The 16229-nt window shown below is 27.4% G+C and carries 12 protein-coding genes and 1 pseudogene; 1 reads left to right on the top strand and 12 read right to left on the bottom strand.

Annotated elements, in window-relative coordinates; translation table 4 throughout:
• Positions 1–169: 169 nt before the first annotated feature.
• From D9R21_RS01535 to oppB, 9 genes are all read right to left on the bottom strand, one after another.
• Positions 170–1699: a hypothetical protein gene (locus D9R21_RS01535; RefSeq protein ID WP_126820809.1), complete on the bottom strand. Its 1530-nt coding sequence runs from the start codon at positions 1697–1699 to the stop codon at positions 170–172.
• A 190-nt stretch (positions 1700–1889) separates the two neighbouring features.
• Entirely contained in the window at positions 1890–2195 is a 306-nt protein-coding gene (locus D9R21_RS01530) for an MMB_0454 family protein (protein ID WP_126820808.1), read from the bottom strand.
• Positions 2196–2226: 31 nt separating this feature from the next.
• Positions 2227–2784: an elongation factor P gene (gene efp / locus D9R21_RS01525; RefSeq protein ID WP_126820807.1), complete on the bottom strand. Its 558-nt coding sequence runs from the start codon at positions 2782–2784 to the stop codon at positions 2227–2229.
• Positions 2785–2925: 141 nt separating this feature from the next.
• Entirely contained in the window at positions 2926–3573 is a 648-nt protein-coding gene (locus D9R21_RS01520) for a hypothetical protein (protein ID WP_126820806.1), read from the bottom strand.
• Between the two features lies 1 nt (position 3574).
• On the bottom strand, positions 3575–5749 hold the full coding sequence (locus D9R21_RS01515; protein WP_126820805.1) for an ABC transporter substrate-binding protein: 2175 nt from the start codon (positions 5747–5749) through the stop codon (positions 3575–3577).
• A 2-nt stretch (positions 5750–5751) separates the two neighbouring features.
• A complete protein-coding gene (gene oppF, locus D9R21_RS08610; RefSeq protein ID WP_126820804.1) occupies positions 5752–7986 on the bottom strand; it encodes an oligopeptide ABC transporter ATP-binding protein OppF in 2235 nt (744 codons plus the stop codon).
• Between the two features lies 1 nt (position 7987).
• Positions 7988–9691 (bottom strand): oligopeptide ABC transporter ATP-binding protein OppD, encoded by a 1704-nt coding sequence (gene oppD / locus D9R21_RS08605; RefSeq protein ID WP_126820803.1) that lies wholly within the window; start codon positions 9689–9691, stop codon positions 7988–7990.
• A gap of 30 nt (positions 9692–9721) precedes the next feature.
• The gene (gene oppC, locus D9R21_RS01500) at positions 9722–10711 is read right to left on the bottom strand and encodes an oligopeptide ABC transporter permease OppC (RefSeq protein ID WP_126820802.1); all 990 of its coding nucleotides are present in this window, start codon (positions 10709–10711) and stop codon (positions 9722–9724) included.
• A 16-nt stretch (positions 10712–10727) separates the two neighbouring features.
• On the bottom strand, positions 10728–11972 hold the full coding sequence (gene oppB / locus D9R21_RS01495; protein ID WP_126820801.1) for an oligopeptide ABC transporter permease OppB: 1245 nt from the start codon (positions 11970–11972) through the stop codon (positions 10728–10730).
• 204 nt (positions 11973–12176) lie between these two features.
• On the opposite strand from oppB, the gene D9R21_RS01490 reads away from it, so the two are divergent.
• Complete coding sequence (locus D9R21_RS01490; protein ID WP_126820800.1) at positions 12177–12647, top strand: hypothetical protein; 471 nt, start codon at positions 12177–12179, stop codon at positions 12645–12647.
• A gap of 16 nt (positions 12648–12663) precedes the next feature.
• Here the strand turns inward: D9R21_RS01490 and D9R21_RS01485 are convergent, their stop codons facing one another.
• The 3 genes and pseudogenes from D9R21_RS01485 to ilvA all read right to left on the bottom strand — a co-directional run bounded on the left by D9R21_RS01485 (position 12664) and on the right by ilvA (position 16059).
• Entirely contained in the window at positions 12664–14244 is a 1581-nt protein-coding gene (locus D9R21_RS01485) for a hypothetical protein (RefSeq protein WP_241568650.1), read from the bottom strand.
• A gap of 176 nt (positions 14245–14420) precedes the next feature.
• Positions 14421–14804: a RidA family protein gene (locus D9R21_RS01480; RefSeq protein WP_126820799.1), complete on the bottom strand. Its 384-nt coding sequence runs from the start codon at positions 14802–14804 to the stop codon at positions 14421–14423.
• Positions 14805–14953: 149 nt separating this feature from the next.
• A pseudogene (gene ilvA, locus D9R21_RS08100) lies at positions 14954–16059 on the bottom strand (threonine ammonia-lyase).
• Between the last annotated feature and the right edge of the window lie 170 nt (positions 16060–16229).

Raw genomic sequence — 16229 nt, 5'->3', positions numbered from 1 at the left:
AAAGAAATTGTTGATGTACAGTGATCAAAATATAATGATAACAAAATTGTTATGAACAATTTAGATGCTGCAATTAATAAAATTAAAGAAACAAAAAAAAGATATAAGTGACATAATAATTCATTCAGATCATGGATCTTACTTTTTGGGGTGCAGTCTATTTACTCTTTTAATAAAATTCAACACTTCCAATTTTCATTTTTGTTCAGACATGATATATAGCCGTTCAAGAATAAGTATATGAAATTATTCTTGCTTTTAGATATTCTCCTTCAAAAAATAAATTATTAATATATAGACTGGCAAATTGTTCTACATAATTTATAAAAATCATAGGAACAAAATTAAGAAAATCATATTTTATAATTTCTTTGTATATTTGTTTATCACCTATTTTTTGTGTATTAAATTCAATATTTGTTTTTTTAGATATTGTTGTTCCTTGTCCACCTGCTGATGCACTAAAATCATTAAATTTAATATGTTTATATTTTTCTTTAAATTCTTTTAAACTATTTGCATAATCTGATCATTTAATTAAATTTATTTTTTTACTTTCGATTTTTTTATCATTTGTAATTGGACCAGTTATGTCTCAATTTAAATTTAAGTTTTTTAATATTACTGAAGGATTATTTTTTTTATTCAAATTTGCAATCTGTTCATACTTATCACTTTCTTTTAGCAGTGTTGATTTTGAAGGTTTAATTGAACCTTTATTATGTTCATTAGGTCAAACTAACAAATTAATTTTTGTATCTTTTTCATTTGAATCTGAATAATCATTTTTTTTGTTTTCTTCTTTTTGTGTTTCTTTATCACCAACATTATTTTCAAAATAAACTGAAACACTACCAAAATATAATGGGTCATCATCTGAAACAAAAATTCTTGCAGATGTTAATGAAATAAAATTTACATATATATTAGTGTTTCGTAATTGAGGATACAAGTTAAATATTCTTTCTACAACATCTAACTTATTAATCCTTCCTAAATCAGTAATTGTAATTATTGAATTTAAGTCAATTCTTTGTGGGGTAAATGTTACTAATATTTGTGCATCATTTCTTCCAAATGTTGAAGTTAATAAAGTTGCAGTTGAATAAGTAATGTTTTCTAAAACAACATCGGTTCAAGGTTCAATAATATCTAGAAAACCGGGAAAATTATTTATTATATATTGTATAATTGTAGTTCCGCGATTATCTGGTATTATTCCAAGATTAAAGTTGTTTCTATTATCAAATAATAAATAAGAATAATTATTTTTATTTGAATTAATTGTAACAGGATTAAGATTATAAAAAATTGAATTACCTACTTGAATTTCAATATCAGGATCTGTTTCAAAAGTTACTCAAATAAAATTATTTTCTGGGAAACTATTATTTTCTAATCTTTCTCGCAATACAATTTGTGCTTGATTATTTAATAATCTGTTAATAGTTATATCATTTCTATTAATATTTCTATTTAAACGAACAACTTGGTCTAAAATATTTTCTTCGCTATTTGTAGGAATTTTTCCTAATTTAGTATTTTTTATTAATTTTGGTAAAAATTTATCATTATTTTCTCTTTTCTTTCTTTTGCAATTTTCTATATCATTTTTTTCATAACTACTAGCAGCAATAACAGTTTGCATTGTAGTTCCACTGATAGTTAATACACATAATAAACTTAGTAATTTTTTCATTTTGTATTTCCTTTCTGAAATTGTGATAATTTTGTTATGTTGCTAAATTAATAATTGATAAATTTTTAATATAAAATAATACTATCATTGAAAGCAATCAGAATAAATAAAAATTTGGTAATAACTTTGCAAGGTATTACCAAATTCATAATATTTTTATTTTTTCTATAGTTACTTCGCTATTAAATTATTAATGATGATAAGCGATACTAATATTTTTTGGTTTAATTTGTAACGAATAACTTAATTCTTTTATAATTGCTTCATTAATTTCAACTGTTAAATCATTTAGGTTTTCTTTTGCCATTACTTTTCCACTAATATAAATGTGCAATAATGAATTATCAATCATGCGACATTCAACTTTATCTGCAAAATATTGGTGAGTCATATCACTGATTGAATATAAAATAATCTTTTTAATTGTTAATAAACTAACAACAATTGTCCCACGATGATTATTTTCAATTGTTAATTCATTAAAATTATTATTCATCTTCAATCTCTCCTTTTATGAATTGTTAAAATTAAGCTCGTCCGGAATATTTTCCATCACTAGTTGAAACAGTAATAACTTCTCCTTCTTTAATAAACAACGGAAGCTGTAATTCTCAGCCAGTTTCTAGCACTGCTTTTTTCATTGCACCAGAACTAGTATCACCTTTTACTGCTGCTTCTGCCTCAGTAACTGTTAGATCGACCTTATCTGGTAAAATAATTCCCAATACTTCACCATCATATTTGGTAACAGAAGCCATTACTCCTTCTTTTAAAAAGTTTTTTTCTCAAACTAAATTAGTTGAGGGAATTTCTAATTGCTCATAAGTTTGCGTATCCATAAAAATAACATTCGTACCATCATCATATAAATATTGCATTTCAACCTTATCAATCATTGCTTTTTCAACTTTATCACCACCAGTGAAAGTAATATTTGTTGTTGCATTGCTACGCAAATTTTTAACTTTTGTTTTAACATGTGCTTGCCCACGACCAGATTTTGAATGTTGTGCTTCAATTACTACGTAAATATTACCCTCATATTGAAACGTTAATCCTGGGCGGAAATCGTTTACACTAATCATCTTCTCCTTCCCTTTCTATTGTTCGTAGTTTAATTATATCGTAATTTTAAACAGATAGTTATTAAAATCAATAAAAAGGAGAAAATTTCTTTTAAACAAATTTTCTCCAAATATTTTAATTTTATAAAATTGTAAGGTGACCTAAATATTAATACTATTTTCACCACGATATCGATTTGAGGTTGATAACGCCTTAATAATAACATAATCAGTTTTTTTAGTAATTGCAAAATGACGGGGTGAGAAATAAAATGTTGGATTTAAGATAGCAAAATAAGCCATCATATTCTCAACTGATAAGGCTTTTAACACTTTCGCTTCACAATTAAATGTAATGGTATCTAATGCAAGTGGTTGGGTTTGATATAATGTTATCGAAATAATATCAGTTTTATCTGCAAAATGGATACTATTCTTATTAGCAATAATTTGTAATCATAATAATGCTGTCTTTGCACCATTACTTGCTAGTGGTTGTCATGGTAAATCAGTTCACGATTTTGAAATTCCATCCTTGTCATAATAAATAAATTTTAATTTCGCATTTGGAATTTCACCATGATATTCGTTTGTTTCTAATGCATCATAAACTGCATTTTGAAATATCGTTTCAGTTACTTTTGTGGTTGGTTGTTGTGTTTTAAAAACAGGAATTAAAGCTAATTCACTTTTAAATAAAGATAACGAAATTTTACTACGATCACGCGTTTCCATTCTAACACAACTGACAACAGTCACATGAACACTAATAACCATTAAAGCCGTAAAAGATGTTAACAACTTTTTCATATTAATAATCCTCCCTAAACGCCGCATAATCAGTTTGAATAATTGCTAATTGTTGTTGATAACGTTTTTCAATTATTTGGTATTCTTGTGTCGTTAGTAAGTACGGATTTAAAACCATTCCTCAATGTTTATATTTTGAACTACCATACCCAATTTTAACTTGTGTTCGTGGTTTTACATATGAAATTTGAATTTGATATGATCCATTCGGAACATAAGTTGGAATAAACATAAAATTAGTATAAATAGCATTAAATTCAACTTTGGCAAAGACTCGATAACGATCAGCTAAGCGAACGGGATCAGTAATTTCATCACTTGCCGCAACTTGGTTAGTATAATTTTTAAAAACATTATAAAAATTTTCAATTGCTGTTGTATTTTTTAAAAGATTTCAATATGGATTATTCAATTGATCCTTAACTGTTGCATAGTCTGGTGCAAGGTTATTCGTTAATTTTAGGTCACTAAAAATCCGTGAAGTTCCAAAATAATATTGTAAATCACCACCTAAGGAAAAGGTATATAAGTAAGTATATGGATCAGCATAATCTGGTGATCATCCTCCTGATTGCATATCTCAATCTGCTTTTTTACGACGGGTTCCATATGCTGTAGCATCAACAGTAATATCTGGAATAATTTTAATTACATCATTTTCAGCGTTAAATGAGTCAATCATATTCAATAAAAATTTATTAATTGTTAATGTGTATGCTCCATTCATTAAAAAGCGAAATTCAACTTGTGAAGCACCAATATTTGTTTGTAATCAAGTGCGAATATCATTTAAAATATTATCATCATTTTTTAATAAATCTTTGTTATGATATAAAGCATCACTACCATCTTTTAATAGTTGGCTGGCAGCCATTGCATTACCATCTAAAAAATGGTTTGCATATGCTTCTTCAACATATGATGCATAATCAATATCCCTATTATAAACAAAATAACGTGCAGTATAAACATTTCGTAAAAACTTGGAAGTTGGTGAATCACCTAGGGCTTCGGAAAAATATTTAACAAATTTACTACGGTCTAGTTGGGTTGCTAAATATTTTCGAACTTTATCATATTGTAACGCCTTACTTGCATTTAATGCTCGCTTAGCACGAACTGGGTTTGAATTTAAAATATCACTATTCGCATAATTATGAATAATTGTATATGTTGTTGGATCAGGATTAATAATACTTGATGCACCACTAAAAATTGGATTAGCAGGATTAGAACCAACATATTTCTTTCAACCATTACTATCTGTTGGTTCAACTAGAAAATTATTAACATCACCTGATTCAAATAAAACACGTTCACGCGAAACATCATTATTTGCTAAATAAGTATAATTTAATTTATCAATGTATGTTAATTTGGCATGTCGATAAGCAGGGTTTTTTCGCAATAAAATTTGTGAAGTTGAACTATATTTTTCAACTAAATATGCTCCTGAATACCAAATATTTTTATAATTAGTCCCATAATTATAACCTTGTCGTAACGCCTTTTCTGGTAATGGTGCAAAAGCTAAATAAGTCATTAAAGTATCAAAATATTCTGCTGACTTTGTTAATTTAATGGTAATTTCATCATCAGCCTCATTAATTGTCATTCCTAATTTTTTTAAAATTGGAGCATTATAATAATCTGGTTGATAATTACCTGCCTGAAAATAATCTCAAATTTCTTGTGCCCCACTAATAAAAGTTCGTCATAATCCTGATGTTGCCGATAAATTCTTTGGAAATAAAACAAACTTAGCAGTATTAATCATATCACTAGCTTTAACTTGCCGTTGAAAATTACCTTGATAATCAAATCATTTTGCTTGTGGTGAAATTTTATATTTTCATTCACTTTGATCAGCATTAGGAATTCCAACATATTTTGATGTTTTATCTTTTTGCTCAGCAAGATCACCGAAACTACGATTATATTTATCAGTTGCTACTAATGTTCCAAGAACATCAGCTAAAATTTTATTATCATCAACTAACATTGTTGATGCACTTGACCATGATGTTAAGGGGAATTTAAAAATAGAACGAAAAACATTATCGGTAATTAAACGATTTGCTAACAAATCTAAACTAATTCCACATGAAACAACTAATGGTGTTACTGTTGTTATTGCCGTAAAACTAGCAAAAAATGCCAATTTCTTTTTAAACATCGTTACCCCTCCTTTCTGCCAACTGCCATAGCAAGTTTAGCTTTTGCTGCAGCAATTTCACGTGAATTCCCAAATAAATAGTGCCCCGTTTTAATTTCAGTAAACTCTGGTAAATCAAATAAGTAATCTCAATGTTCTTTTTCTGGTTCATAGATAAAATGAACTTTTTCTTTTTCATAATTTGGATTAGGTAACGGAATTGCTGATAATAATGCACGCGTATATGGATGTAATGGATTAGTAAATAACTCTTCAGCGTTTGCTAATTCAACAAGTTGACCATGATAAATAACAGCAATTCGGTCAGCAATAAACCGAACAACCGATAAATCATGGGCAACAAAAATATAAGTTAAATTATATTGTTGTTGAAATTTTTTTAATAAGTTTAAAACTTGGGCTCTAATTGAAACATCTAATGCTGAAATTGGTTCATCAGCAATAATAAATTGTGGTTTCATAATTAATGCCCGAGCAATACCAATTCGTTGTCGTTGTCCTCCTGAAAATTCATGTGAATAACGTGATAAATGTTCTGGTAATAATCCAACCTCTTTTAAAATGTTTAAAATTAAGAAACGTTTAACATCAAGATCTTTAATTTGCTCTAACTTTAATTGTTTTTCATTTTTTCCTAAATTATTATTATAATAAGTTAAATATAACTGGCGAGAAGTATCATTTTGATATAATTCAGGAAAATTTGTTAACCCTTCTCCAATAATTTCTTCAACTGAAATTCGATCGTTTAATGACGAAGATGGATCTTGAAAAATCATTTGAATTTTTTTCTTTTGTAAACTATTTTCTCGCCTTGTTGGTAATTTAAACAATTCCGCATTTTTAACAATTTCATCAATTAATGGTAAATCTAATAAATCTAATAAACGATTAGAAGCAATAATGTCCGATTCTGAAGTTTTATACTTCTTACCTACTCATTGATAATATAATTTAATTGTTGTTTGATCACGAAAAACCCCATGTCGTGCTAAATATGATAAATCAGCAAGCATCATTTGTTGCTGTTCTACTGTTGCACTTTTCTTAATCAAAGTCATTAATCCTTCTTTTCATTCATTATCTGGTAATGCTGCTAAATTTTTTTTCAAATTAGACTTGGTTGCTAATTCATTTAATGTCTTTGCCATATCTGTTGTTGCAATTTTTATCATTAAAGCACTGGTTTGATATGCTTGCTGTAAGGCAATAATTGCTTGTGGATTTGTTTGCGATTCTAATTCTAATTTTTGTAATTCCTGTAAATATGCCTTTTCAAAATCATTTTTAAAAACATTAAAACGTTTATTATAACTTAAAATATATTTTTTTCGTTTTCTCTTCGGAACAAAAAGAATAAAAACTGCCCGTTGATTTTTATGTAAAAAATGAATTTCATTTAACAATTTAGTATGAATTGATAATAAATTTGCTAATTGTTCAAAAGAAGCATCATAATATTTTTGTGCTTGTTCTAATACAAGGTTTTCTTTTAGAGCATTACGATTTTCTTCTAATTTTAAAAGAACTTTATAAATTTGATTCCCTAATAAAATATTTCCTTCAATAATTTCAATATTTCCGCGGACACGACCTTTGATTTTTTCTTCTAGGGCAAGAGATAATGATGGAATTCATTCATGCAAATTATCTATAAAACGAAAAATTTGTTGATAAGCTTTTAACATATCTTTTAATAAAATTAAATTATGTTCATACATTTCTTTTACTAATGTAAAATGATTATTACTATGATTAAAATTTAGTAAATCAACTTTCTTTAATTCAAGGTCAGTTGTTATTAAATATCGCTTATTTGTATAGGGTATTAATTCTTTCGTATTAACAACATATTTTTTATTTTCAAAATAACGATAATAACTAATTTTTAAATTATTAATATAGTTACTTAAATTTTTATTTAATAACATATTATTATTTCGTAATAATCGCAATTTTTCATTAATATCTAAATTAATTTTATATAATTGTGGTGGTTTTCCCCGAATCAAATGCTTATCCATATAAATGGTTCCATCTTTAATTGGTTGCACACCAGCAATGGCACGGCCAATCGTTGTTTTACCACTTCCCGACTCACCAACAATACTAAAAATTTCTCCACGGTAAATATCAAAACTTGCCCCTCTAACTGCATTTACTTTTTTATTTTTTTGGCGAAATTGAATTAACAAATCGCGAACCATAATAAACCGTTCTTGTTCGTTTTTGTTCATCTTAATCACCTACCTTTGTATCATTTTTAATTTGTTCTAACTGTTGTAATTGCTTTGGTTTTGTTACTTTTGCAGCTCGTGGATCTAATAGTCATGTTTTTGCATAATGTGTTTCACTTACTTTAAACATTGGTGGTTCTAATAAATAATCAATTTTCATCGCATGTTGATTACGAGGAGCAAATGGATCTCCATATACTTTTGCATATAATGATGGTGGTGAACCAGGAATTGAATAAAGGTCTTCCCCCTTTTGACCAAATTGTGGTAAAGAAGATAATAACGATCAAGTATAGGGGTGCTTTGGATCAAAAAAGATATCATTCACTGTTCCATACTCAATAACCTGACCAGCATACATTACAGCAACCCGATCAGCAATATTTGCGACAACGCCTAAATCATGGGTAATAAAAATAACAGTAAATTTATATTCTTTTTGTAATGATTTAATTAAATCCAGAATTTGTGCTTGAATTGTAACATCTAAGGCTGTCGTTGGTTCATCACAAATTAAAACTTTTGGTTGACAAGCTAAAGCAATTGCAATAACTACCCGTTGGCGCATTCCACCCGAATACATTCCCGGGATATCATAATAACGCTTTTTAGCCTTTGGAATTCCAACTTTTTCTAGTAATTCAATTGCTGTTTTTTTTGCCATTGCTCGTGACATTTTACGATGTTTTCGTAATACTTCTGAAATTTGAAAACCAACTGATAATAATGGATTTAACGATGTCATTGGATCTTGGAAAATTGTTGCTATTGTTGGACCACGTAATTTACTAATTTGTTTTGCCGCTTTTAATTTATTGATAAATTCAAAATTTTTAATTAAATTTCATTCTTCATATACATTAGCAAAATTAGCAGCATCCAATGGTTTTCCACTCGCCATTAACTGATTTAATTTGTTAATCCGATAGCGAATCACATCGGTATAAGTTTTTTTACTAAAATAAGTTTGAATTTTACTAAATTCTGTTGGCAAAGGAATAATTTTTTGCTCAAAATAATTTTTTAAAAACTGAATATTTTTCCCTAATAATCGTTTTTCACTTCAAGTTAATTTTTTAATTTTGTCAATTTCATTCTTATAACCAACAATTCGATTTTGTAAAAATTCAATCTTTTTTTGTTTTAATTCAGGATTTAACAACATCTCTTGTTGATTTTTATATTCCTTTAATTGTGCATTAAGTTTTCCTATTTTATTATTAATTCGGTTTGAATGACTAAAACTAATTTGTTTTTTTAACACTTCAATTTTATTTTGTAAATCAATAATTGCTGTTTGCAAATTAGTTAATTCCAAATTATTAATCATTTTTATTTTTTGTGTTGTTCTAATAATTCGTTTTTTATTATACTTAATAATATTTTTTTGTAAGTTATTATCTAATAAAATTTTATGGAAATCAACTAAATGAACTGGTTTTCGAAAATACGCTAAATCATCCGCTAAAATATTTTTTGAAGGCGAATAAACAATTGAACCATTACTAATTCAGCCATTACTTTCTAACATATTAGTAAATGTTTTCGTCATAACTGACTTACCACTCCCCGACTCACCAACAATTGCTAATGTTTCACCATCATAAATATCAAAAGAAATATTTCGAATAGCAGTTAAAATATTGGCACGAGTTTTAAATTTTATTATTAATTTTTTAATTGAAATAACAATTTCTTTTTCCATAAAGCAATATCTCCTTTTAATACGTTATTTTTATTTATAATGGTTTTTGGTGTCTAATGAGTCAGCAAATACTTTTCCGAATAAGAAAAATAAAACCGATGTTCCAGCAATAAAAAAAATAGGAATAATTAATAAATGTGGATAATATTGTCACTTACTAGATGCTAATACTTCATTTAAAATAAATCCTAATGTTGTATTTTCACGTCCTTGGACAAAACCAAAGTTAAAGTAATTTAATGTTGAATCAATTGCAATAGACATTGGTACAGCAAAGGATGCTGTTTGAATAATTAATGGTAAAATTCGTGGCATAATATTTTTTGTCACAATTTTTGGTCCAGATGTTCCTAACATTTTTGAAGCAAGATTATATTCGGTATTTCGGACTAAAATAATTTGGACTCGGATAACCTCTGCCAAAGTAATTCAACTAGTAAGTGATACGGCAAAAATAATCACGGGCATTGTTTTACCTAAAACAAAAATAATAATTAATCACAAAATTAGTGTTGGTACTAAATTTAAAAAGCGTGTAATTTCAATAAATAAAATATCAAATTTTTTATAAAATCCTCAAATTGAACCAACAATAACACCAATTAAAATTTGAATTAAGGCAATTATTAATGTAAATAATAAGGTTGTTCGCATTCCAATTCAAATTTTATCTCAATAATTCTCGCCATTCATCCCCAGTCCAAATAAATAAGTTGCATTTGGAGTTAAAGGTTGTTGATAATTAGGAATTGGTAAATCAGCAGGTAATGGGTTCGCAAATTTACCAATTGGGACAATCGCTATTAATAAGATAATTGCAAGTAATAATAATAAACAAACAATAAACATTTTTTTAGTAATTAAAATTTGACCAACTACTTTTCAATAACGATATGATTTCGTTGAAATTCGTTCATTCTCTTCTAGTTGAAGACCAACAATTTCAAATAAACTTGGATCTAAATTATTAATATCATAACTTTGAAAATCAAGTAACTCTTCACCTGTAACTCTTCGCATCATCTTACTCCTCTCTTTATTTTGTTAATTTCACTCGTGGGTCTAATATCGCCATCATAATATCGGCTATTAAACTAGTAACAATTCCAGCCGTTGCTGTTAATAGAATATATCCCATAACAACAAAGGAATCCTTGTTTCCAACGCCCGAGACAATAAATTTACTCATCCCTGGAATTGCTCAATTTTGTTCAGCAAAGATACTTGCCCCAAAAATTGTTGTTACAAAAGCTGCTGGTAATAAACGAAAAATTCGAATCCCCGCATTACGGAAAATATGAATATAGAAAATATAACGATTAGTCATTCCTTTTGATAGGGCAAACTTAGTATAATCAGCTGTCATTTCATCAATAACATATCGTCTTGTATTAATAACAATTGGTGGTATTATCATTAAAAAAATTGCAAATACTGGTCAAAATTTAGTATCAAAAGTTCCCGAACTAAATAAACCATGAGCATAAAAAACATTAATTGAAATTAAATAAATCCCTACTACTAAAACAACCGGTGGAATTGCTAAAAAGATAATTGACCCAGCATTAATGGTATTATCAACACCACGTTCTTTATTTTTTGCCGCAATGATTCCTAATGGCACACCAATTAAATAAGCTAATAACACTGCAACTGACCCAAAACCAATTGAATACGGAATTGCTCGTGCAAAGATATCTGACAATAATTCTCCTGGTTGTGCTACTGCTGTTGAAAAAACAACTCCTAAGTAAAATCATGTTGTAACTTTTTCACCAACTAATTCACCAGTTATTGGATCAAAATAACTATTAATAATTATTGTTTTTTTAATAAAAGGCATAATATTTCGTAAATATGTTCATAATTGACTTAAAATTGAGCCATATACTCCAAAAATTTTCATTCTTTGCTCCAATAAAGCATTATATTCTGGTGTACCTGGTAAAATATTTAATTTATCAATATCAATGTCTTTAATATAAATATCATCGGGAGTTACTAATCGCAATAAAATAAAAATTACACAAATTGCTAGCAATAAAGTAATAATTGCAAAAAAGATTCTTTTTAATGAATAACCTATTAATGGAAAACGATCAAAAAACTCCCGACGGTGATGATTAAAAATTGCCATTTTATATTTCATTTCAGTAAAAAGTGATGTTCGTTTATTTGCTTGTTGATAATCTAAATCAACATTAACAAACTTGTTATCATATTCTTTACTAATATCAAAATTGGTTTTAGAAATATCTTTCTCTTTTTTAATATTTTTCATATATTTTTTCCCCCCCTAGTTCTAAGGAAAAATAAAATGTCCCTTTTATCAAATTTTAATAAAATAATGTGCTTAAAATAACTTATTCAAAATAATGTACTTGATACAAAATATAATTTTATATTATTTAATTATATTTTACTTTTTGTAAAAATACAATATAATTTAATAATAAATTTAAAAAATATTAATGTGAGGGGAATAATGGCAAAAAAGAAAAATATTTTTAAAGAATTACATCAATTAAAACGTGAAGAAAAAGAAATTCATGAAAAAGAAATTAAAGAAATTGTTGAAGAAACATACCATAATCAAACAATAAAATTAGAAACTTATCAAAAACTAAAAAAAATTACTTGATACCATTATTTAATTGCTGTTTTAACTAGTGCATTTTTACTTGGAATTAGTTTTTTATTAGGAATTTTTGCCTTTAAAGATATCAAAAAAACAGAATGAATTGTTGTTAGCTTCTTTGTTTTAATTTTATTAATCTGATTAATTTTAGGCTGATATAAAAATAATCAAGCCGCAGCTTACTTTAATGATCATCGTCTCCGTTACCAACCCACTTTAACTGACGAAGAAGCAATAATTAAAAAAACACGAAAAATATTATTAATCATTGCTGGAATATTATTAATTTCTTCAGTAATTATCTTTTTTACTATTTAATTTATTTTTATAAAAATTAACCAACCTTAAATTTTAGCATCTGTAAAAATACAAAGTCACTATCATTAATAACTTGTTTACTGCTAGGTCTAATAAAGAAACTATAAGCAAAAGAATTATAACCAAAATTTATCTCATAAAAGGGAAAAAATATTTTTAGTCATGGTCTAAATACTTCTACAGCAAAAAAACCTTGCTTTTTGATTAAATTAATTTTATATTTTTGATTCCTGTAGTTATTTAGGTATATCTTGAACTTAGAATTTAAATCTCATTTATATTTTTCTTTAAAAAAACAAAAAATGGGTCTAAAAATTGGCGTAAAATTTTTTGTTTCTACTTTTTGCTTTCAAACACTAGCACTTTTAACTAATGCATCAAACTCATTTTGCCGCATCTTAAAAACCAAACGATAATTATCCTTGTATGTTTCTAATTTATAATAATGTCAAAAATCTATTACTATTTCCGCAAATTCCTGTAAATCTAAATCAACTTTCTCTTTCCCAACTAAAACCCTAATTTTTGTTTTAAAAAATATTGCACTATTTGGTTTTGCAAATGGTAAATTTTCATTTCTACTTTGGTTTGGCCTAAAATTGTATAGAATTGCCCTTATATAATAATCACCATCTGTTCGCATATTTTTTTTATAAAATTTTAAAAAGTTTTCTACTGTCAATTTTTTCTCAGGATACCCCTCACCCGCTCAAGCCAACACAGAATCACTTTCATACAAGCGACTCGTAATATCAAAGAATTTGTTATTAGCATTATTTAACAGGGTTGAGTGAACATTATCATAAAATTTAATTTCTTCCTTTTTTAGTTTTTCTTTAATAAATGACCAAACTAAGAAATCTGGGTTAATATCGTTAAAAAACAAGTCTTCCGTACAAATAATTTTATAATCTAGTGGTTTAAAAATATTGTCAATAAAACTAAGAAAATATTCTTCTAATTTATCTTGAATATTTCTTAAAATTTCTAAATTATTAGTTATAACTACTACAGGTTCAATGCTATCCCTCGCTTGCATTTCTTTAAATCGCACTTCATAAGGAATATTAACTTGCACTGTAACTCCCAATACCGCTTCCGAAGTACCTTTTAATAACTTTGCAATGTTAACAAAATTAATATTATACAAAGTAAATGAAATATCATTATCCGCTAACAACAATGGCATCGTATCAACATAATAATTTGAATAGCGATCTAGTAAACTCTGATTCAAATTAACAAATTCTGCTTTAAAACCAGTAAGCAACTGTGTTAAAAAACGATATTTACTAATTGTTTCACTCGTTAATGTTAAAGCATCATCTTTTGATTGTAGTTCCGCTACTAACTCTGTAAAAGATAATATTTGTTCCGGATAATCATTAATAGCAATTGTTGCCTTTGTATCCCATCACGCTTCAAAAGTTTGCTTTGCTTCCGCTTTGATCTGATTTAAAATGGCAAAATCTTGATTGGCATCTACATCATTTTCATCAACATCATGGTTCACCCGTGTTTTACAACTAGCAACCCACAAACTACTGCCAAGTCCTAAAACGAGAACACTAAAAGGGGTTAATAACTTCTTCAGCAATATGCCACCCTCCTTTAAAAAGATACCTATTAAGATACTTATCATTATATTGAATAAAAAAAAAAAAAAGCACCCTTGTGCCTTTAACAACTTTTTTGCTGAGTAAAATATATTTTTAAAATTATTTGTTTAAAAACAACAAATAAAAAGAATTTAAAAAATGCTTTTTATTAATCTTAACCATTTTCTTTAAAAGCAATGACTTGTATTTCTATTAAAGCTGCTTTTGGTAAAACTTTAACAGCAAAAGTACTACGTGCAGGTTTGTGCTCTTTAAAAAAAGTTTCATAAATTTCATTAAAAACAACAAAATCATTAATATCACTCAGTAAAATTGTTGTTTTAATAACATTGTCCTTAGTATAGTCTGCAGCGTTTAAAATAGCATTAATATTTGCTAATACTTGTCTTGTTTGTTCACTAATATTATCGCCCAAAAGCATTGTTGCAGGATTTAATCCTAATTGCCCAGAAATATACAAAAATCCATTTGCAAGTTTAATAGCTTGGGAATATGGACCTACTGCTTGTGGTGCTTGATCAGTATGAATTAATTCCATTATGGTGTAATTGAATTAATAAATTCTTTTTTTATGACCGTATATCCTGCTTCTTCCAAATCAACAACAATCTTTGTTAATTCAATCCGCATATTAATATCAATTACTAAGCGAATAATTTCACGATTAATTTCAAGACTATTTTCTAATTAGGAATCAGAAATTTGATAAATTTGAACCCCATGGGAATCAACAATGTTCGTGATTTTACTAATATGTCCTTTTCCTAATGGGGCATCAATTTTTAAAATAATTCTACGACGTTGGTTAATCAACGCACGGTTAGTAATATTTAAAAATGTTGTTACATCAATATTACCTCCTGATAGGACACAGGCAATTTTCTTATCTTTAACATTTAATTTATTAAATAATACGGCAGCAGTTGTTACTGCACCGGCTCCTTCCGCCACAATTTTACAATTTTCAAATAAAAATAAAATTGTTTCTGCAATTTCTGCTTCTGAAACTAAAATAACATCATCAACATGTTTATTTAAAATATTAAAAGTAATATCCCCACATTGTTTAACAGCAATTCCATCAGCAATTGACAATTTACCTTGAACAGAAAATGGTTTATTCATTTTTCGTGCTTCATAATAACTTGTAACATTTTGGGTTTGTACTCCAATTAATTTACACTTTGGATTAACTGCTTTGATATAAGTGGCAATCCCCGACAAAATGCCCCCCCGCCAATTGGAACAAGAACATAATCAAGATCTTGTAATTCTTCTAAAATTTCAATTGCAATTGTCCCTTGGCCACTAATAACATCAAAATCATTAAATGCATGAACAAAAACTTTATTTTCTGCTTTAGCAATTTCTAATGCTTTTTTGTTAGCATCATCAAAAAAATCACCATGTAAAATTACTTCAACACCATAATTTTTTGTGGCATTAATTTTACTAATTGGTGCTGTTTGCGGCATCACAATTGTTGCTGGCACTTTTAATAAATTAGCTGCAAAGCTAACCCCCTGTGAATGATTCCCGGCACTTGCTGCTACTACTCCTTTTGCAATTATTTCATGTTTTAGTTCCATCATTTTTGCTAACGCCCCACGTAGTTTAAATGAACCGGCACGTTGTAAGTTTTCTAATTTTAGATATACTTCATTGCCCGTAATTTGACTTAATTTTGTTGCAAAAATCAATGGTGTTTTAATTAATATGGCTTTTAATTTTTTTATATGTACTTTCAATTTTTTCTTTTGAAATATCAAATTCCATACAAATTTAGAGTGCACCACAAAAAGTAAGTATTAGTAAAAAAGGTTTATAAACTTTTATTTATTATATCCTTTTCTTTGCGGCTTGAATATCATTTATTTCATTTTTTAACATCATTAATATATTCGTCATGCGATAAGTAAATATTGTTATGAATTGTTGCTTTTTTTAATAAAGAATGAAAACT

The sequence above is a fragment of the Spiroplasma endosymbiont of Megaselia nigra genome (genome assembly GCF_003987485.1).
In the GTDB taxonomy this organism is placed as follows: Bacteria; Bacillota_I; Bacilli_A; order Mycoplasmatales; family Mycoplasmataceae; genus Spiroplasma.
This window is presented reverse-complemented; position numbering and strand designations above follow the sequence as displayed.